Here is a 21,023-nt window from a genome sequence, read left to right on the forward strand (position 1 = left end):
TTTTCTGTCTTATTGCCAATATCATAGTTTAAATTATCAACAGATATTTTATAATCTTCAACACGCTTAATAAACTTCGTTGTGATGCTACTTCCTTGACTAGCATCAATTAAATATTTATATTCACTCGAATTTTCATATTCAGATTTAAGTTCTGCCAGGTTTTTTCTTTTGCATGTTGAAAAAGTTTGTTCTTTATTAATTTTATTATGCTAACTGATAAATAGAAAGAAAAGCAGCTATCTCATTTGAATAACTGCCTATTGTAATTTTATGTTACTTCTCCCGTCGCTATTTTTTTATTTGCCTCAAATAACTCAAATTTACAACCAGTATAGAGCAAATTATTAGGTGCCCACTCAACTAAAAATCGTATATTACCTTCTGAACAATCACCTTCATGTTTAATAAAATCTATCATTACACTCCATGCCTCATCTGGCCATCTATCTCTAACATCTTCAAACATTGCTACTGTTGAATATTGTTTACCTTCAGGATGCTTTTCTCTCCCACCATTTTTAGCAGATACCCAATAAATTTTACAATTATATACGTTTACCATTTTATACCACCTCTCAAATCTTTTAGAATGCAGAAACGGGGATATATACTTTAGGATATTAAATCTTGGTAATACAACAGAAGGCAATGGTTCACTTAGTAATGGTACATTACCTTCAAATCCTGAAAGATTGGATTTAGATTCATAAATCCTTTTTGCTCCTAACAATGTTTGACCCTACTATGAGTGGAGTTCCATTATTGCTAACTCCAATAAATATTGCCTAATTGGTATACCATTTCTGTTACTATCAAGTCGAGTTAGTTTTCTGTACTTCTATCTTAAAATCTTATATCAACTTTTTTTGCTAATTTTGTAGACACTTAACCCTTTTGTAGTTACGTTTAAAATATGTGAAATTACTATTCTAGTACCATAACTGATAACAAAAATAATCAGTAAAACACCAGCACCTAAATCATCTTCTAATAACTTAACTGACATTAGTAAGTTAATAATTTGGTTGAAGATAATACCTATAATAAATATTGAAGGTAAAATGCTTACTAAAAAGGCAACAATAGAAAGCAAACTAAACTCATTATTAAATATCTACAGCAATTTTCACAGGTATAAAATCTATATCTTCCTTAAATCCAGCTATAATTTCACCAATAGCTTTACCTTATTACTGTTGTTTGTGGTATCAGTACGTAGGAAAAAGCCATAATCTTTAGTATTCACCGAAATAATCATCCACAACCTCACCTTTGCTACTATATTCTACATCATACCAAAATGCTTGAAAATTGGTTTGAGAGTTTATTAAATCAAAACGAATTCTAAATATATGCTTACATAAATCTGAATCGTTAATTATTAATGAAGTATTCCTATATTCAATTCTAAAATTACTTAGGGACATTCCTCCTGTTAACTTATCTTCAACTTCCTTTAAGAAATTATTTTGGCTATTTTGGATTAACTCCATAAGGAAATGATATGCTTTCATTTGCTAGTTTATTCTTTTACATACCTTGCCTTTATATTGGCATCCGTTTCAAGGATAACATTCCGCCTGTCGTACAGTAAAAGCACCCCAAATTGGTGGCGGCGCTTATAATTTCACAAAAAAGTATCAACTCAAGTATCGTTTAAGAGATGCTAAGTCATGCTAATTTTTAGGAACCTTTTCAATACTCATTATTATACCTTTATGAGGATTCATGTTATTCCATTTATAAATAATCTTATATGAAGTATTGTTTATATGAGAATCATCTCCAATATCCATTGACCATAAGACATAATAATCCTCAATTGAACACTTAAGATTTTTTTGTATAGGATTTATATATACAAAATTGACTTCACCACTCTGTTTTGTAATTATTTGTTCCTGTTCACTAATTGCAAATTCCTCAACATGATTATTCAATACATATATACTTATTAATAAAGTACAAATAAGCAAACTTAAACATATCGTTATAAAAATCCAAATTTTTAGTCTTTTTCTTACATGGTCTCTTTTAACCTTTCTCCCCTTTTTTATTAACCTGACTCCAACAATAAATTGTAAAGAAAGTATGCTTAGCGCCATACTAATTATAAAAACCTTTTCTAGTAGTTGTCCTTTCCCAAAGCCTATTAATACTATAAATAAAATGGATATTCCAAATACAATTGCGAAAATTACAAATAGCCAGCCAAGCCAAGCTGGTCTCCCTGGATGTGTATAAACCGGTGGTATCCTATCACCGGTATAGTAACCCGGGTCATATTGGTGCTCCTGCCATTCTATCATTTTATCTATATAATTATTTTCGTCTACCTCATCTGAATTAATAAAATACCTTTTATGATAATTTTTCTTTGCCATACATTACATCCTCCTGGAATTTTTGCTATCTGGTGGGAAATCTCATTCAGCTCCTAGAAAAGCAGATTTTCATCTGTCGATTTCACAGTAAAACCTCCCATCTGGTTACTTGTTCAAAGTATATCAAATAGGAGATAATCTGCGTAACGGTGATTGTTCTAGAACTTACCAGATAACCATTCCATTCCCTATGTTGACTTATTAATTTCCTCTACTTGTATTCCTTTACATAATACAGTTAACCAAGGAACAGTAAAATCAGTGGTGAATACTTGTATGCGAACCATATCATTACAATCTATATAAGATTTTCTAAATGCTACAATAGTATACCAGCTGAGAATATAAGATTGTATTTCAGCATCAGTCATTTCTGTAAGATTAGGAGTCATGTGAAAGTCTGCTTTTATGCAACATTTGAATGTAACTTTCAATATTCTTGTCTCTTTATGACCCTCTTGAATGTCCCAATAATAATCAATATTTAAAACCAAATCGATTAAATTATTTTCCCACTTTATATCTATTATAATGCTATCTGTAAAATCAAGTTTTTCAAAAACTTCATCTAAATTCCTTGCTATCATATCTCTCACCTACTTTTTGATTTTAAATTCAAAGTGTGTTAAATTACGCATTTCTTGTTTTGTGGCATTACTCGGAAATGAACCACTAGCATCTAAATAATTCCCACCTTTGTTCTGAACTCTAAAGTATGGATTACCATTTATGGGTGATTCTTGCACACGAATCTTAATACCAGTTTTCATATCCGTTAATATCGTTGCAGGACCACTTTTTCCACCTCCAGCTTCAACAGTCTTTTTCCACCCTGCATCTTCCAATTCTTTTATAAATTGACTTGGCGATAGTGATTTTAAATATAATGCTGTAATTTTTTAATATACTAATGCAATAATCTTTAAGAAAAATTCCTTATCTTTTTTTTCAAACACAGCCCAATTACTATATTGGAGTCCCGAATCAGAAAGTTGAGCCAAGCAAAAAATATCTCCCTGTAGTTCGTAAATCCTCGTTTTCTCACTAGGTTCTTTCTCACTTCCAACCAGCTTTCCAAAAGTTTTTAAGATATCAGGCTTTATTAAATTATCCCAATTCAAGCTTTCATCAGAATCATATGCTTTTATATCTAAGCTATCTTTTTTATCTATCTTAAATTCAGTTTTAAGTTTGATAGGTGCCTCTCCTTTTACAAAAGAAAAAGTCAAATCTTCTGGAAATTCCGGTGGAGTGATAGTTTCGTAGACCTCTTGTTCCAAATCCTGATATAAAGGTTCTTAAAAACACTATTCCTTCCTTGTCTGAAATACTTGCTAAATCTTTTGAACTCTGATTTTCAATTGCACTATAAAAACTCTTTATTGAGTCAGTTAATGTTTGCTTTGATATTTCATTAGAAGATGGGCTTTTAGTATTATCTTTGTACTTAACTGAAGTTGTTGGCTTAAGTTCTTTATTCATATTTGCAATATTTTGTTTACAAGCACATAGCGATAGTAGACTAAATGCTATAAGTAAAATTAAAGTATTTATTAAAATCCTGTTCATGTTTATTTCCCTTTCAAAATATTTAGTGATACCTCATCTTATTTTATCATTTTCCACAGCTTCATTACTATTGTAATATTTTTTACATAATTTTCATCTGTACATACGTTTTATGATTTTCACCTTGCAATTTACCTTGTAAATCCTTTACATATTGTATAGGATATCTTTACTTCTTAGAGCATGTTTAAAATTATCATTTTTTTCTTTATTACAATTTTGAAAGCACAGAATAAATGATATTTTAGTTTCGTTTTTTTGATTTTATGTCTACTATTTCGGTTAAAAGAAAGGCCAGCAAGATTGTGCTTTCCAGCTGGCCTGTTGGTTTGTTACTCTATTATCTTCTCTGACGCTAATTTCGAAATGTCTTTAAAGTTTCTCTGACTGCAGAATTATTATTATGGGGTGAGTTTATGTTTGTATCCCATCTCCATTCTTGTAAATATGCATTTAGGTATACCATTTTTTTGCAGTGAGAATATGATTTATTCTTAGTCAAAATCAGGCGTCATTAAGTATTTCCATATTGTTCCTTTTTATTTCATCTATCATTTGATTCATTTGATTGATGTCAAAAGCACCTGTTCTTTCCCCTGATAAATAGTAAACCTTAAACCAGTAACCATTTTCGTCAAGATATGACTCTATTGCTTTTCGAATATTGTCTTCTGTTAAACTTCTTACAATTATATCTGGTGGTGATGCTGGTATAAAATCTAATCCTTCTTTATCCATATACCAGTAATAATTTTTTGGGGTGGTAACAACAAATGTGTATACCATGCCTTTATCATCTTCAACAAAAACATCAATGTTGTCGTTCTCTATATCCTTTATTTCTGAAAGTGGCTCGGCATACCTTATGCTCTTTATATTCATAAACATAACCTCTCTTTTTATTTGTATAACTTCTTTATAGTATCTATAACTACTTGTTCATTTTTCTTATTTGATTTTCCTAAAATTTCAAATACTCCATCCTGTAATCTGTAAAAAACTCTGGCACCCTCGCTACCTCTTAGATAATAAACATTATTAATCAAATGTCTAGACCCTATCCCTGGGTTTGTATTTCCAGAAAGAAATTGCTTAACCAAACTATTGATTTCTCTTTGTACTGCCGCATTTGAACCAGCCTCCTCAGCAGCTTTTACAAGAGCTTTATTATTTTTTATAAGTGAAGTAACACCTTTCAATGCCATTTTTTCTTCACTAGTACCCGTAAAGAGCCCAACAACAAAGCCTATCCCTTGCTTAACATTATTTTTTGAGTTACTAATAGTTATATCTTGAAATACATTAACAACCTCAAGCAACTCATTTCTTTGAAATTTACTTATACTCTCTGGTGTACTAACCCATCCGTTTAATATATCAAGTGTACCTTCTGTAAATTCCTTGGCATGTTCAAGCCACCAACCAGCTCCCTCTGAAGCATTAGCTCTTACTTTATTTGCAGCACTTACTAATTTGTCTCTTTCTTCTTGATTACTTGCTACTGACCTTGCCTCAATAAAATAGACAGAAAGAATCACTATTTATCTCATTAATTCTTATAATACCTATGATATTTCCTTCAGCATGAATGGTGGAATATATCCATTTGCTGAATGAGTCCTTCTACGATTATAAAATAGCTCTATATATTCAAAAAACGGCCTTTTTTGCCTCATCTCTGGTTTTAAAATTATAATCATTTAGCCATTCCATCTTAAGTTTGCCCCAGAAGGATTCCATAGGTGCATTGTCATAACAATTGCCCTTTCTGCTCATACTGCATACAAATCCATATCTTTTTAGCAGATTCTGATAGTCATTACTGGCGTATTGAATTCCACGGTCAGAATGAATTATTAATCCTTCTTTAGAGCTAGTTCTTCCAATTGCTTGGTTCAGGGCAGCAGATACCAACTCAGTTCTCATATGGTTTGCCATAGCCCAGCCTACAAGCTTACGTCCATAGAGATCCATTACACCAGTAAGATAAAGCCACCCCTCTTTTGTAGGAATATACGTAATATCCGATACCCACTTCTGGTTAGGTCTACTGGCCATAAATTCTCTATTAAGAATGTTATCTGCCACAGGAAGAGTATGATTTGAGTACGTAGTCGCTTTATATCTCTTTGACACTTTGGATCGTATACCGTTTACCTTCATTAATCTTGCAACACGGCCTTTACTGGCTTTCTGATTTTCTGGAAGATTCTTTGTTATTTGAGGAGCACCATAAATTCCATGACTCTTTTTATGGATTTCCTTAATTTTTTCAAGGAGCTCTCTATTTGTCTTGCTCCGATTACTTTCGCTACGTGAATAATATGCATAATAACCGCTTCTTGATACTTGAAGGGCCTGACACATCTTTGCAATCTGAAATATGAAGCGGTGTTTATGAATAAAATTATACCTGTTTATTTCTGATTTTTCGCAAAATAGGCCGCGGCTTTTTTTAATATTTCATTTTCCTCTTTAAGATTCGCTAATTCCCTGCGTAGCCTTCTTATCTCATCATCTTCAGGTTTAAGGTTACCACTGCCTGGGAAGGCACTCGAACCATCCTTTTCATAAGCGATTACCCAGTCTCTTACTGTTGAGTAATGCACTCCAATTTCTTTTGCCATTAAGCTGGCCGTAGCTTCACCTGCCAATATTTTTTCAACGATCTGTTCTTTGAATGCTTTATCAAACTTTTTTCTCTCAGCCATTTGAATCCCTCCTTGTCTTTATTATATAGGGATTCTTTGTGTCCATCAAACCGGAGTAAGGTCAAATCTTTGGTTAAGGTAAAGATCGTTCACATTTATATCGTAATAGTTCGTACCTTTATATAGCCTGTAAATAATTTCTCCTCTACCATTTCTTAATGAAACTCCATATTGCCCATTAAGAATTATAGTACTATTGCCTTCACCTGTTTCTAACGTTAATTTCCCACCTACTTCATCATAATTATTTATTTCATTTTGGCTATATTTACCAGTTAGCACATAATCAATAATACCTTTATTTCCTATGTACATTCCTACTTTTCCTTTTTTTCATCATCTGTTATATCTCCACCTGTTATTTTATTAATGCGCCCACCTTCATAGTTATATATTTTAGCTATCCCATTTTCACCAAGCCTAACTTCATTTTTTACTTTACCATAATTGTTCAAAACCAAACTGCTATTCTTTCCAGTAGTTATAGTATCCATAATACCATAATTATTTATGGTTACATTTGAACCTGCATAGGTTGAAGCTGATGTAACGTGATCCCCTTGCTTTACGTTCACAGTAGTACTGTTTGATACTTAACCTGTGGTGTTTCCAAACATACTGTTAAAATCTTTATTTGTTACAACAATATGTCCGTTTTCAATGGTTCCTCTTACATTTCCCCAGCTATCATAGGCCTTTCCGTTCTCTACATATAAGTCCTGTTGAGTACCGTTAAATGAAAATGTCGCTTTTGAAGAGCCTTTACTCCAAGTAGTCGCATCCGCTACATCACTTAAAGTAACAGTACTGCCTGACGAACTGCTGGATGATTTGGTAACCCGCATCCCGTTTTTATATTCGGACGGATCACTTGTTTACCCATGAACCAATCAATCTCCCAGTCTGACGACGGTATCCGATAGCCACAAGATTATGTGGGATTTGATATACCTGCAGTATCTATCTTTCCGGGATTTTCGGAGGTTTTTTATGAGATTTATCATTACGTCACAAGGTCCTGACATACCCTTGCAGCTTGATATTTCAGACTATCATATTGAGGTTTCGGACATTTCTGACCACAGTATTTCAGTATCTGATGCGACGGCAGGCTGTCCGTTTGCTGCATTGAGCCATAATCTTGCCCCGTCTTATCAGTTTTTCTAAATGGCAAAAAGAAGAAAGGCCTACAGGATTGTGTTTTGATATGCTCCCTGTCAAGTAGACAGGGAGCATATCATTTTCCGTTGACCTATTGGTTTATTAGCCTATTAACCTTTATGATAGGTTTTCAGAACTACTTAGAAAATACTTTTCAAAGTAAGTCTATTATAATCCATCATGGAAATAGTAGACGCCCTCTGCAATATATGTATATATTGTGCGACCATCGAAAAACCTTGATTTAATACTCTCATCTGTTGTTGGATCTTTATAGTTTCGGCATACAGCATACCCGTCAATAGATTGGAAATCTGCTGAAAAACAGAAATAGATTACATCTTTATCTGCTACAATATACGTATATACATCACAATATTTATTTAGTGCTTTCATTTTATTAACAATATTTTTGGGGAAAATTGTCAACATCGTATCTAAATCATATTTTAAATTAAACTCCTCTTTTATTGTCACTTTACCGTCATCATATGCCTTGAAAATTGCATTTGAAACATCATAATAGTCCTGTTGGAATAATTTGAACTTATCATCCTTAGTAAGGTGTGGAATAAATAAAATTACAATAGTAAATATAAAGAAGAAAACAACAGTGATAATTTTCCTCCTATTATAACTTTTTGTAAACAACTTTTTTAGAATAGTCCCCAGCCAAAAAATCAAGACCAAAAGAAAGATAATTGCAGGCAAAAATAAAAGTTCTTTAAAAAATTCATCTCCTATAATAAATTTTGTATATAATGAAATAAAATTGCATGCGAGAAAAATTAATATTGGTACAATCATGTTTTTTATATTTTCTTTTCCAGCAATAAACATTAAAAATATTCCAATCGTAATTAATGTTAAACCAATAATCAATAATACCATTTTACATCACCACCCATTAGTTAAATTAAATTATAATAATTCAACCTAAAGTTATAATCCTAATATCCTGCTTCTTTCTTAATAAAGTTCATAAAGGCTGCACTTAAAGCTTTAAGCTGGTTATCTGTTATTTTAGAAATTTTATTATCATTTAAAATATCAATTTTAATTTTTCCACTTGCATTAATTGTGTATCTATCTGCTCCTTCCTGCAAATTTTTAATTCCCCCATAATTTGAAACAAAATATTCATATCTGGCTGTGTAATCATATGAGTAATAACTGTTTAAAGCTTCAGATAATTTTTTTGAAGGATTATTGTTTAAATATATCCCAATATTATATGCATCAATATCAGCGTACATATCATTGATACTAAATGTACTATTTTTACCTGCAATTATTGTTTCTGCAGCCTTTGTCAAATCATTTAAGTTATTTGATATATTATACTTCTTCTGGTATCTTTGCAAATCTCCAATAGCTTGTTGTAAATCACCCGCCCAACTTGCTAAGTCAGCAAATAAAGAATAATTATAACCCGGGCTTGGCGGTGGATTATAACATATCGCATTTAGAGAAGCCATAAGATGCTGGAAATCTATATTTTCTCCCGTTCCCGGGTCGATAAGATTTGCTCCACTTCCATTATCACTAAAAAACTCTAATAACTTAGAATTATTTTCTTTAATATATTTTATAAATTTTTCGTCAATAGGTCCAGCAGTAACATCCCATTTAGCACCATCGTATTTTCTTCTTATAACTTTAATAACTGAATTTCTGTCAACATATCCATAGTACGCTAAGCTTAATTCTTCAAGCTTTTCTACATTATTAATTAATGTGTCTAACTTTTTACGTCTATAATCCTTAATATATTTGTCATAATATTTTCCAGTAGGTGCTGTTTCATGTATTAAAGCTTCCCCATACGTCCTTTTTTCAAAAACCTTATACCCCTGTTCTTTCATATCTTTAGTAATAACATGCTTTGTGCCGTTCTTTTCTACTATAATAAAATTTTTAGAATTTTGAGAATCCGGAGTTATTTTTACAATATTGTCATAAGTTGTTCCATCACTAAAAACATATTTAACTGGTATAGAATATTTTATATCCTCATTTACCCGCCCATTCCCACTGGCTAAAACAATATTACCATTATGGTATGTTGAATTATTAAGTCCTGTTTCTAGCCAATTTACATATGCTTTGTCATTTGCTTTATCATTTAAATTCCATATTTCATTCTCACTGTATGCTCCTGTATGTATCTCTCCAATACCACCATAATTAAATACTTTGATTTTACTATTTAATTCACCAGTTATTTTATTGATACCTATTACATATTCATCTGATACCGGGTCTTTATCTTTATTATAATTATTCACAACCAAACTACTGCACTTTCCTGAATTTATTGTATCAATAATACTATAGTTATTAACTGTTGTATAGCTGTTAGCACCAGTATTTATAGTTCCAATATAATTGCCTTCATGATTTGTTATTGAAGTATATCTATTATCTGCTGTGTTAATCACATCAATATTGCTATAATTATCTATATTGCCATAAACTTTAGTATCAGGAGTCATTATAGTGTAACCGTATTTCCTCGAATCAAGTGCTTTACTGGTATCCACATTAACTATTGCTCCAACCCCTTCAACCATCATAGCTACAGTACCTTTTTTATAATTTCCATTATCATCAAACAATTGAGAAGCACCTTTACCAAAGAAAAAGTCAAGCTCATTATCTGACATCCTATGTCCACTCGGATCTACATACTGTATCGGATCATTCTCACAATAAGTATATAAATTCAAGCTCAATGGGTTGTCATCTTCTCCCCAGTAGCTATCCTCAGTTGTGAAGCGTCCCAAATACGGGTCATAGTATCTTGCTCTCAGGTAGTAGAGTCCTGTTTCTTCGTCATAGAATTCACCTGTATAGCGGATTGCATTACTGGTGGTTTCGACTGTAAGAGTTGGATTTCCCCATATGTCATAGTCATACTGGTTTTCTACTGTGCCTGCTGCATCTACTGTCTGTACTACATCTCCGTGACCATTATAAAGGAAATAGCTCTCCTTTCCCGCTGCATCCGCTTTTGCTATGTAGTTTATTCCCTTTACATACCTTGCCTTTATATTGTTGCTTGCATCCGTTTCAAGGATAACATTCTGTCTGTCGTACAGGTAGTTTGTTACTTCTGCCTGGTACCCCTTGTCGGATTTCTTTACTGTTTTGCTTACACGCAAATCGTCTCCGTTGTAAGTAAAATCAACAGTTGTACGAATTCCGGCTTTGACGGTTTCTGTCTTTTTGAGCCTGTTGAAGCCGTCATAGGTGTAGCTTGTTTTTTCTACCAGCTTGTCTATGGTGTTTGCCACATTATCCCCATATGCCGTACCCGTTGTTTTTGGGCGCAGCCCGGTGTTATTAGGCAAAGAATGACTGATGCCTTGCTTTAACTGGTTTCCGTTGCTGTCATAACTATATTTTGTTGTTTTTCTGGCGATTTCTTTATTATTCTCATCAAACATTCTCTCTACCAGCTTTAAAAGCTGGTTTGTGTTTGAGTAGGTATAATCGCTCTTCTTCAATATATATTGTATTTCTTTTCCCGTTGCTTCGTCAATATAGTCGCTTGGTTGAAGTGAAATATATGTCTCGTTCTGGGATACCCTGTTTCCTGCCTTATCGTATGAATATACTGTTGTTTTTCCAGGTGTTGCGACTTTTATAATTCTTCCCGCTTTGTCATATTCATAGTCTGTAGTTCCGTAAAGGTCGGTTTTTGTTATCTGCCTTCCTCCAAGGTCATAGGTATAGCTGAATTCAGATAATCTGCCGCCGTTAGGCTTCATGTTTGTAATTGTGATCAGCCGGTTGTCCCTGTCGTAGCTGTAGTTTTCCGATACCCCACCCGCATAGGTAATTGAGCTTCTTCTGCCATTGTCATCATACGAGTAGGTTGTTGTTTTACCTCCGTTGTTTACGGTTTCCAGTCTACTGGATTTGTCGTAGGTATATTCTACTGTATTGCCCTTAAGGTCGGTTACTTTTATAACATTTCCTGTCTGATCATAGGCATAGTTTACCTGTGTATTGCCACCCTTTTGTATTCCGGTGAGTCTGTTGTTTTCGTCATAGTAATAGATACTTGTTCCGCTTTCATCGGTCATGGAGCTCCTGTTGCCTGTTTCATCGTAAGCATAGCTGATACTATCCTCTGTTTCGGCCACTTTTCTCTGGAGCAGGAGCCCTCTGTTGTCATAGGTATATAGTGTGTTGTTGCCGTTTTTGTCGGTTACGCAGACTGTATTTCCTTCAAGATCATACTTGTAGGTTTGAGTCTGGTTATCTGCATTTATTACCGACTTAAGATTTCCAAAGGCCGTGTAGGCATAGCGGGTAAGCTTACCCCTTCCGTCGGTCATTGTAAGCTTGTTGCCCTGCTTGTCATAGCTGTATTTTGTTACTGTTCCCAGTGCGTCGGTCACTTTTGTGAGATTTCCTGTAGCATCGTATTCATAAGAAATTGTGCTGCCCAGGCCGTCGGTCTGCTTTATTACCTCTCCGTACTGGTTATAGGTATACTTTATACTGATTTCGTTCTTTTCCTCTGCCTCAGGTGTTGAATATGATACTATCATATTTGCAAGGTTGTAGGTGTATATTGTTCCATATCTGGATTCATCATCACCGGCAGACTGATAGCCTTCTGCATCTATTTCCTTTATTATGTTTCCGTTGGCATCGTAGACTTTTCTGCTTATGACCTTGTTATAGGCATCTGTGACTGTCTGCAGCCTGTTCAGTTTGTCATAGTCATAGGTCATTGTATAGCCCTTTGCATTTGTTTCTGACGACTTGTTTCCGGACAGATCATAGGCATACCTGTATTGGTTGTTTTTTGCATCTGTTATTGTTTCCACTCTGTTAAGCCCGTCGTAAGTATATACAGTGGTATAGCCGCGTTCGTTCTTAACAGTGAGCATGTTGCCTGCCGCATCATAGGTATACTGGGTGAGTACATTCCTTCCGTCATATTTTCTTGTGGTCATTTCTAGTCTGTTTAGCAGGTCATAAGAGTATTCGGTTGTATAATTTGCTCTGTTTTGAGTATCATCTTCCTTGCAGCCGAAGGCCAGCGGACTGATTACTTTTGTTTTGTTTCCAAGAATATCATACTCATAGGCTGTAATCAGCATGAGCTTACCTAGATACTCGCCGTCCTTGAGGCTGTCCAGGTTAGGCAAACTGGCAGCATTGTGAATGTCCTCTTCGCTTACCAGCTTTATTTCTTTTACTATTCTGTCCTGAATGTCATATTCAAATTTTTGTATATCAAATATACCCTCTGATCTCAGACTTTCAATTTTAATCCTATTTCCGTTTTTGTCATAATAGGCTCTTGTGTATGCTCCGCTGCTATCGGTCACTGTGTTTACAAGGTTGTTGTCATAGTATGTATAGGTGGTCTTTTTTGCCGACAGCTTGTCCTTTGTTCCTGTAATCTCTCTGGTTATCACATTCCCTATTTCATCGTAGACATAATTCTCAATAGTATAGAGCACACTTCCGCCGCTGTCTTTTTCAAATGGAATCCTTTTGGAAACCACTCTGTTTTCAGCATCATAGGTTATGTATGTAATGCTTCCTTTTTTGTCCTTTAATGCCACTATATTACCAAGGAGGTCTGCCATATATTCCATGGAATTACCATAGCAGTCTGTTTCTGTCTTAATACTCCCAAAACTGTTGTAGCTAAACGTTGTAGTGTTTCCACGCTGATCAGTGAGGGATATCTTCCGCCCCAGCCTGTCATATGTGTATTCTACGCTTCCAGTGTCTGCAAAGATTGCCTTTGCAAGTGTTCCGTCTGCATTGTATTTGTAAAGTGTGGAGTTACCCCTTTCGTCGGTAGCTCTGGTAAGATTGCCAAGGATATCGTATTCATAGGTCTTGCTGCTTTGCAGGGCATTTGTTGTTTTTATCGCTCTTCCCAGGGCATCATATTCGTAGCTTGTACCTGCCGAGGCTTCAATATCCACATTGAACCTCAGTCCGTCCACTCTCTTAACAATATTTCCATTGGCATCATATTTCAGGTATTCCTGGGTGCTGCCTTCCGGTGACACGGTTGTTGTGCGTCTGTTCATGCTGTCATAAGTGTACGAGGTGCCCTTCATTGTTTCTGCAAGCCCGGCAGTATCCTTGTTCTCCTCGTATAAGTTTGGCTGTATCTGCTTTTTAAGGTTGCCCATTTCATCGTATATGTATCTGGTTACTGCCTGCCCCCCGCCTGCTGCCGGCGCTTTCCTCCTGATGAGTCTGTTCATGCTGTCGTACTCATAGTAAGTGGATATTCCCGCAGCATTCCTCTCCTCCAGCAGGTTTCCGTTAAGATCATAATTATAGCTTGTTGTTTTATTTAAAGCATTTATTTTTTCTTTTACTCTCTTATCCAGATCATATTTGAACTGTGTGGTGTTGCCATAAGCATCGGTTTTTGTTTTAAGCTGTCCGTCCTGATAGTAGGTATAGGCTGTTTTTGCTTTTACTTTTGCAGTATATTCGTTATCAAAATCCGCATTTCTAAGATAGTTATGTTCTACATCGGAGGTATCTACAAGCACAGCCTGTGTAGTTTGCCTCGACTGAACATCGTATATGTACCTGGTAACTTTGTAGTTATCAGTATCAACTTTTTCTCTTTTGGTAACAAGATTGCCTTTTTTGTCGTACTCATTAATAGTTTCCTGTCCCGCAGGGCCAGACACTTTTGTTGTTCTCCCATTTTTATCATAAGTATACACTGCTCTGTCACCCATTGAGGTTTCCTGCCCTGCCATAGAAGCTTTAGCCGTCTTAGACTCAAAGGTTTCACTGCTTAGAATATTACCTGCCTCATCATATTTGCTCTTAACAAGCCTGTAGTAATCGTATGTACTGTCTGACTTGACATAATCCTTTTCGGCTGTGAGGTTCCCCGACAGGTCGTATTCAAAATACCTGGCATTTCCTGCCCTGTCAACACTCGAAGCAAGTTCACCTTTAGGAGAATACTCATAGGTTTCATAAGTATTGTCGGGATTATCAGTTCTGTAAACCTTTCCGAACAGGTTTCTAAAGGTTACAGTCCTATTATTTAATTTATCCGTTTTAATAACCTGTGTATTTCCCGTGAGGTCGTACTCGTAGTTTTCTGATGTATTGTCTGCGTATATGGTTTGCTTTAAAAGGCCATTGAGAAAGTAAATGTTCTGTGTCCTGTTACCATAAGCATCAGTCTCGCTGAGGACTCTGCCGGAGGCATCATAAGTATATTTTCTTGAATAATTGTCGGTACCGTTATTTTTATTATCCTTGAAGGTTTGGGCAGATGTATATTGGAGCACATTGTTGTAAGCATCGTACACATATGTATTTCCAAAGGATGCTGTCGGATTATCCTTGTTATAGCCCTCTCCGTCCGCCTCTTTTATGACATTTCCACGTCCGTCGTACTCTTTATAACTGATAACAATGCTTTCACTTCCATCAAATACAGAAACCTTTTTCAGCCTGTTAAGTGCATCATATTCATACACGGTCCCCGGAGCATTCGTTGAATCCTGTGCCGAAAATCTTGGGTCTATTTCTTTTATCAGGCTCCCATTTTCGTCATAAAGGTATTTGCTCACATAACCCATTGGGTCGATTTTGGCTGCTACCCCTCCCATACCATTATATTGATACTGTGTAGTGCAATCCACCCCTGAACGGTTTAATGTTTCAGAGGCAAGATTTCCTCTTTTGTCATAGCTGTAGGAGGTTGTCCTCACAGCACCTTCTTTCGTAAAGGGTTCAATTTTTGTTATAAGCCTGTTTCTGTGGTCATAGCCGTATGTGATTTTCTCAAAACCTGCACCGTTATATAGCTCCTGTGAGAGCACATTTCCTTCGTAGTCATAGCTGAATTTTCTGATGAAATTTCCATGGTTTCCAATCTGAACCGGCGAAATTACATCACTCATTATACCTTCTTCTCTGGTTACTTTATCTGCGAAATTATATTCATATACAAAACCTATCGCACTGCTTCCGGATTCGTTTATGTACTGTGTAATACCAGTTTTGTTACCTTTATTGTCATAGGAATACCGGATATGTGATTTTTTAGCCGAGTCTATTTTGCTGTATTCATCGGTAATCCTATCCATGCTGTTATATGCGTACTCCATAAAAGCCGCCAAGGTATCGGTATCTTTATCAACTTTTCCCTGCGATATTGATGTTACGTTATTGTTTTCATCATAGGTGTATTTCTTATATACATAGCTGTCGGCAGCCGACTGATCAAATACTCTTTCCTCAACTATCCGACCTATGCTGTCATATATGTATTTAGTTGTTCTTCCGCCGGGTTCCTCGATAGTTTCAACCTGGCTAAAGCTTGTATATGTATATCTTGTCTCGTTATTTAAAGCATCTGTTTTGCTGACAACTCTTCCAAGGTCATCATAAGAATATTTTGTAGTATTACCTTTTGCATCTGTTTGACTTACAACATTTCCAACATAGTCATATGCGTATGAAGCTGAATAATAACTGGTTTTATCCGGGGTTTGCTCCGATTTTACCAGCTTTCCGGTAATATCATAGTGAAGGCGCTTTGTATAGCCGTCTTCATCAGTCAGCAGCATGAGCAGCTTTGTGTCGGCATCTGCTCCATATGTATAGTCAAGTGTCAGGCTTTCCTTTTTAGCAGAGTCCTTTTCATAGTAATCTTTTTTTACAAGACTGTTTTCACTGTTGTATGTGAATCTCACACTGTTTCCGTTTGAATCGGTTTCCTTTATCTTGTTGCCCAGCGCATCATATTCATCTGCCAGCAGTGTGTGCCAGGCCTCTTTATCATATACACTATGGTTTAATTGATTTCCGAAAATATCATAGGTGTATCTGAATTTTTCTCCTGATTGGTCAATATATTCTATCTGCCTGTTTTGAAGCTTAAAGTCATTATATGTATACTGCTTTATCGTATTATCAGGGTATGTTATTTTTTGCAATCTGCTTAGTGTATCATATTCGTAACTGATTCTGTTGCCTTTTCCATCCAGTTCGGCCTTCATATTTCCGGTGTTAAAGTCATAAGAATATCTTTTGGAAATCTCAACACCATTGACAATGCCATATTGTTTTGTCAGGTAAGCACCTTTTTGGTTTACACCATCGATATCTATTCCATATTCATAGTTGGTGACCTGATCGTTTCCGTCCGAATGCACTGTCTTTTTTGTCATATTACCATATTTATCATACTCGTATTCAGTTACATTCCATAAATCCTTGTCACTGGTATGCACACTTTCTTCTCTGGTTACATTACCTTTAGCATCAATTGTATAGAGTACCTGGCTTGTAGTATTCTTATCAAGCTTCCAGGTTTTTGACTGGAGAATATGGAATTTGTCAAAAGCATAAGCATATACAACAGTATTTTCGTTATCGGCAGGATAGCCTTTATCGTCTCTGTTTGCAATCGGTCCGGTATAGTTTGTCAGGTTCCCGTACATGTCATATCTGTAGTTTTCTGTTTTCTTGACAGGCTGCCCTTTAATTTTCCCATTTTCAAAACCGGTGGTTATACTTTCAATTTTTTTCGGGAATTTCATTTCATCAAATTCGGTAGTCGAGACAATCTTATGCTCCGTCCCCGTTTCTTCACTGTTCACCTGCTCATGGATACCGTTGTATGTGTATTTTATAACAGTTCCATTGCTTAATTTTTTCTCGGAAAAGTATTTATAGGTATCCTTCAGGTAAGCATCATCATTGGCTTTATAGCCGCTGAAACCATATCCGTCGGCCTCGTTTGTATATTTGTATTCTATTCTGTCTTTCACATCGAACTGAAATCTGTCAAGGAAGTTGCTCTGGGTATTATCATAGCCAGTTTTAGCAAGTTCCTTTTTTTCGAAAATTTTTCTGTATTCCATACTGCCGCTGTCTGCAAGGCCCTTTATATATGTATTATAGGTAAAACGCTCTACCCGGTTTGCCCTGCAGTAATCTATCTGTGTGAGGTTTTCATATCTGTTATATGCTTTATAAACTGTTCCGTTCGTATATGTGAAACCAAGGCTGGGCTGATCATACCAATAGTGATATTTTGGCTTTCCATCAACATCATAAACCCTTTGCAGCCTTGTTCTTACCACATGTTTTGAACTGCTGACCAGTACTGCGGATTTATCATATATTATTTTTTCCCCTCCGGGGAGGTTGACTATTACCTGGAATTTACCTTTAAGGTCGCCGGAATTAACTGTGTCGGGGTTTTGTGACTCCTTCCAGCTGTCTTCAAGACTATATTTATTGTTTTCTATTGCTCCAACTGTAAAATTCTGATCTTCGTTATACTCAAGGGTTACTTCTCTTCCCATTGTATCAATGATCTTTGAAATAAGCTTTTTGGTTTTTGCAATTCCGTCTATGGTATATGTCTGGGTTTTATATTCAAAGGTTATTTTATTCCCGTATCTGTCTACAATACCCAAAACGCGGCCGTCTTCGGCAAAATATGTTTTCTTTCCGGTTTTATTTTCCATTACATAAAAGGATGTTCCATCGGTCTGTCCATTGCTGAAATCCTTGTTTTCTTTAACTGTAACATCTTTAATTGTCTGATTTTCAGGCTCATATGTATTTACACCGTCCACCTTTTTAGGCCCGGTTAATCTGTATACATCACCTGCTTCAGTGTGTAGAAATTTGTAGCTTGATCCATCGGAATTGGACTTTGCCTCAATTGCAGGGAAAGAGAACCTCATTCCTACTCCAAGATCATACCGGTCTTCATAGAAGGAGGATGTATTATTGTCCGAATACACCTGGTCAACCCAAACACCGTTTTGATACTCAGCCTTCATATTTTGAACGTTTGAAGTTCCACTTCTGTACATTCTTTTTATTTCCAGGTCAAGTCCGTTTATACCGGGCAGAACGTAATCAGTCTGCGAAAGAGTTATATCCCCGCTCTGCGGGCTGATCGACTCCTCCGATACGTTATTTCTCAGGTACGCAGGTGAGAGCATTGTATTATATTGCTGCTTTGGCCCTATGAGGTTATTCATTTGTTCTTCAAGTGTAGTTGCATATGTACCCTGCATTGATATTATTGAGGTCACTATTAAAGTTATCAGGACTACTATGGGTTTTAATATTTTCTTTATATTTTTCAAAATTAAGTCCCCCTTGAAAAGGAATTGTTTTTTCAAGGAAAAAAACAATTCCTTGGAATTAATGGTATTTTCTAATAATATTTTTCTTCAAAAGCCATTGCATAGATTTCCTCTTTTGATAGTCCCTTTTTAACAGAATTAAGGACACTATCGGCTGACTCACCAAGTTTAGTCCCTATCGTCAGAGCGTTTATAACCTCTTTTTCAGATAGATTGGTCTGAGTAGTATATTTTGTAAGCTGAGTGCGTGTAACCGACAAGTGCGGGGACTTTTCCAAACCGTTAACTATGCCGTACTCCGCATTTATCAGTCTCCAGCTTTCTCCTGCCTGCTTTTTGCTTATTAAAGTATCAATTTCGACTTTTGCTTTCTGGCTTACCCTGTCGGCTATCATTATGGTATCCTGGTTTGTGCCCGAATCCAATAACCTTTCCAGATAATCAGATTCAAAGTCTCTTGGAACAAACTCAGGATTGTTTTTAAAATATTCCTTAAAGATATCAGGCCACTTTTTACCTGCTTCTTTGTTATCTACCAGCTTTTCTATATCTTCCATACCTCCATAGCAATCATTCAGGAACGAATACGCTATTAGTATGTCCGGAAGCTTTTTTCCCTTTTTTATAAGCCTTTCAATTTCATTCTTGAATTTTACGTGTACATTTAAAAGTTCAAGCAGCTGCTTATAATTGTTTAAATTTTTTGTATAGCTGTCAGGGTCCTGTGTTTTTATCAAATCAAGGATCTCCTTGGATATTTCGGTGCTGGCTTCATCTTTTAACCCATTGTCCACAGTCTTGGAATTTTGAGTGTTTACTGTTGTTTTCACAGAATTATCAGAGCTGTTCTTATCTGATACTGGCAGATTTCCCCCAATCATTGAGTAGCCTACCAAACCGGCATTTACTACCAATACCATAGCTAAGATTATTACTATTAACCTTGTCCTTTTTACCTTCCTCATAAGCTCATTCTCCTTTATTTCTGATTCTCTATGGGATTAATTCCGTTAATTTCATTCATTATCTCGTCAGTGGGATTTTTAGGTTTTACATCCACTGAGTTTGGTTTTGGTACATCCGGCAAAGGACTCGTTTCTTTTGGTGCCGCTTCACTTAAGCTTTTATCTGCTGCCTGGTTCTGATCCGATATCAAATCACTGTCTCTGTCTTCTGTCTGAATTTTTTCAATAGATTTTGCCTCTATCTTCTCAAGTGTTATTACATTCCGGTCATCGAGCAGCAATTTTTTCTCATCCCTGCTCTTCAGATATGCCTCTTTATCTTTTATGTAATCATTAAGGTCAATATCTGCCTGGAGTGAAAACAGATATTCGTCAAATGCCTTTTCGCAGCTTCCAAAGTCAGCCTTAAGCTTTAGCATGAAATAAATTGCATTTTTAATATCTATCTTTTCATAGAGCTTCTGATACATTATTATATCTGCATTGGAATCCGTATTTCCAACATCAAAAGCAAGCTTACCCGTATCTGCTTGATTGGGCTGGTTGATTGCATTTACCGAGGGTCCTGACGGATTCGGCAAACCTGCTGTGCCCGATGAATTCAATTGGTTTGCTTCAGTTTTTGAGGTTATCTCCTCAAGCTGAAAAATAACTCTTTCTTCAATCAATTTGGCTTCTGAAATTTCATCCTCTGTGAAACCTTCTTTTTTCAGCTTTTTCATATATTCTTCATCAAGACCTGCGTTCAGCAGCAAATCATCCCTCTTGTTCTTATTGCTGCTCTCACCCATAGTTGACTTGTTTCTTAGAAAAGTAAGAACCTCATTCCAGGAACGTCCGTATGCTTTTAATTCAAAGACTTCTTCGATACTTACACCCGTTTCATTGGATATCTCGGATGCAATTCTCTTATCCTCGCTGCTTGCATTGTCAACTGTTATGGTATCAGGCTTCAGGTTGTCAATTCCCAAAATAGTTAACGGAATAGTTGTTGTAATTAACACAAGTGCCAATATCAATGCCACAATCTTATATTTTTTTGAACTTTTCACCATATTTCCAGCTCCTCTTTTTGTATATCACTAAAAT

Annotated in this window: 14 protein-coding genes and 1 pseudogene; 1 reads left to right on the top strand and 14 read right to left on the bottom strand. The window is 35.7% G+C overall.

All coding sequences use genetic code 11. The annotated features are described in order from the left end of the window. Positions 1 to 271: 271 nt before the first annotated feature. From CTER_RS28125 to CTER_RS19185, 10 genes and pseudogenes are all read right to left on the bottom strand, one after another. On the bottom strand, positions 272 to 733 hold the full coding sequence (locus CTER_RS28125; protein ID WP_131469460.1) for a hypothetical protein: 462 nt from the start codon (positions 731 to 733) through the stop codon (positions 272 to 274). 946 nt (positions 734 to 1,679) lie between these two features. Then, positions 1,680 to 2,387, bottom strand: a complete 708-nt coding sequence (locus tag CTER_RS19140; RefSeq protein WP_004628235.1) for a CPBP family intramembrane metalloprotease — start codon at positions 2,385 to 2,387, stop codon at positions 1,680 to 1,682. Between the two features lie 188 nt (positions 2,388 to 2,575). Next, positions 2,576 to 2,974 carry a hypothetical protein gene (locus tag CTER_RS19145; protein WP_004628492.1) on the bottom strand — a complete coding sequence of 133 codons (399 nt, stop codon included), beginning with the start codon at positions 2,972 to 2,974 and terminating at the stop codon, positions 2,576 to 2,578. A 312-nt stretch (positions 2,975 to 3,286) separates the two neighbouring features. Further along, complete coding sequence (locus CTER_RS19150) at positions 3,287 to 3,667, bottom strand: hypothetical protein (RefSeq protein ID WP_040761664.1); 381 nt, start codon at positions 3,665 to 3,667, stop codon at positions 3,287 to 3,289. A gap of 793 nt (positions 3,668 to 4,460) precedes the next feature. Beyond that, entirely contained in the window at positions 4,461 to 4,838 is a 378-nt protein-coding gene (locus tag CTER_RS19155; protein ID WP_004628392.1) for a hypothetical protein, read from the bottom strand. 17 nt (positions 4,839 to 4,855) lie between these two features. Then, positions 4,856 to 5,494 (bottom strand): hypothetical protein, encoded by a 639-nt coding sequence (locus tag CTER_RS28905; protein ID WP_004628288.1) that lies wholly within the window; start codon positions 5,492 to 5,494, stop codon positions 4,856 to 4,858. A gap of 27 nt (positions 5,495 to 5,521) precedes the next feature. After that, positions 5,522 to 6,667: pseudogene (locus CTER_RS19165) on the bottom strand (IS3 family transposase). 45 nt (positions 6,668 to 6,712) lie between these two features. Further along, the gene (locus tag CTER_RS19175; RefSeq protein ID WP_004628292.1) at positions 6,713 to 6,982 is read right to left on the bottom strand and encodes a hypothetical protein; all 270 of its coding nucleotides are present in this window, start codon (positions 6,980 to 6,982) and stop codon (positions 6,713 to 6,715) included. Positions 6,983 to 6,984: 2 nt separating this feature from the next. Beyond that, positions 6,985 to 7,242, bottom strand: a complete 258-nt coding sequence (locus CTER_RS19180) for a hypothetical protein (protein ID WP_004628437.1) — start codon at positions 7,240 to 7,242, stop codon at positions 6,985 to 6,987. A gap of 18 nt (positions 7,243 to 7,260) precedes the next feature. Continuing rightward, a complete protein-coding gene (locus tag CTER_RS19185; RefSeq protein WP_040761666.1) occupies positions 7,261 to 7,512 on the bottom strand; it encodes a hypothetical protein in 252 nt (83 codons plus the stop codon). Between the two features lie 145 nt (positions 7,513 to 7,657). Between CTER_RS19185 and CTER_RS28410 the strand changes: the two genes are divergently transcribed. After that, a complete protein-coding gene (locus CTER_RS28410; RefSeq protein ID WP_004628474.1) occupies positions 7,658 to 7,834 on the top strand; it encodes a hypothetical protein in 177 nt (58 codons plus the stop codon). 162 nt (positions 7,835 to 7,996) lie between these two features. On the opposite strand, the gene CTER_RS19190 is transcribed toward CTER_RS28410, so the two are convergent. The 4 genes from CTER_RS19190 to CTER_RS27165 all read right to left on the bottom strand — a co-directional run bounded on the left by CTER_RS19190 (position 7,997) and on the right by CTER_RS27165 (position 20,989). Continuing rightward, positions 7,997 to 8,719 (bottom strand): hypothetical protein, encoded by a 723-nt coding sequence (locus CTER_RS19190; RefSeq protein WP_004628339.1) that lies wholly within the window; start codon positions 8,717 to 8,719, stop codon positions 7,997 to 7,999. Positions 8,720 to 8,778: 59 nt separating this feature from the next. Then, positions 8,779 to 18,969, bottom strand: coding sequence for an RHS repeat-associated core domain-containing protein (locus tag CTER_RS19195; RefSeq protein ID WP_004628256.1), 10,191 nt, complete (start codon positions 18,967 to 18,969; stop codon positions 8,779 to 8,781). A gap of 71 nt (positions 18,970 to 19,040) precedes the next feature. After that, positions 19,041 to 19,934: a hypothetical protein gene (locus CTER_RS19200; RefSeq protein WP_004628364.1), complete on the bottom strand. Its 894-nt coding sequence runs from the start codon at positions 19,932 to 19,934 to the stop codon at positions 19,041 to 19,043. A 14-nt stretch (positions 19,935 to 19,948) separates the two neighbouring features. After that, complete coding sequence (locus CTER_RS27165) at positions 19,949 to 20,989, bottom strand: hypothetical protein (RefSeq protein ID WP_004628388.1); 1,041 nt, start codon at positions 20,987 to 20,989, stop codon at positions 19,949 to 19,951. Positions 20,990 to 21,023: the final 34 nt, after the last annotated feature.

Source organism: Ruminiclostridium cellobioparum subsp. termitidis CT1112 (genome assembly GCF_000350485.1).
In the GTDB taxonomy this organism is placed as follows: domain Bacteria; phylum Bacillota; class Clostridia; order Acetivibrionales; family DSM-1351; genus Ruminiclostridium; species Ruminiclostridium termitidis.

Coding starts and splice junctions, on each gene's coding strand:
- CTER_RS19200 (WP_004628364.1), bottom strand. CDS start 19,934: ATGAGGAAGGTAAAAAGGACAAGGTTAATAGTAATAATCTTAGCTATG.
- CTER_RS28410 (WP_004628474.1), top strand. CDS start 7,658: ATGAGATTTATCATTACGTCACAAGGTCCTGACATACCCTTGCAGCTT.
- CTER_RS19140 (WP_004628235.1), bottom strand. CDS start 2,387: ATGGCAAAGAAAAATTATCATAAAAGGTATTTTATTAATTCAGATGAG.
- CTER_RS19175 (WP_004628292.1), bottom strand. CDS start 6,982: ATGTACATAGGAAATAAAGGTATTATTGATTATGTGCTAACTGGTAAA.
- CTER_RS19185 (WP_040761666.1), bottom strand. CDS start 7,512: ATGCGGGTTACCAAATCATCCAGCAGTTCGTCAGGCAGTACTGTTACT.
- CTER_RS19190 (WP_004628339.1), bottom strand. CDS start 8,719: ATGGTATTATTGATTATTGGTTTAACATTAATTACGATTGGAATATTT.
- CTER_RS19155 (WP_004628392.1), bottom strand. CDS start 4,838: ATGAATATAAAGAGCATAAGGTATGCCGAGCCACTTTCAGAAATAAAG.
- CTER_RS27165 (WP_004628388.1), bottom strand. CDS start 20,989: ATGGTGAAAAGTTCAAAAAAATATAAGATTGTGGCATTGATATTGGCA.
- CTER_RS19145 (WP_004628492.1), bottom strand. CDS start 2,974: ATGATAGCAAGGAATTTAGATGAAGTTTTTGAAAAACTTGATTTTACA.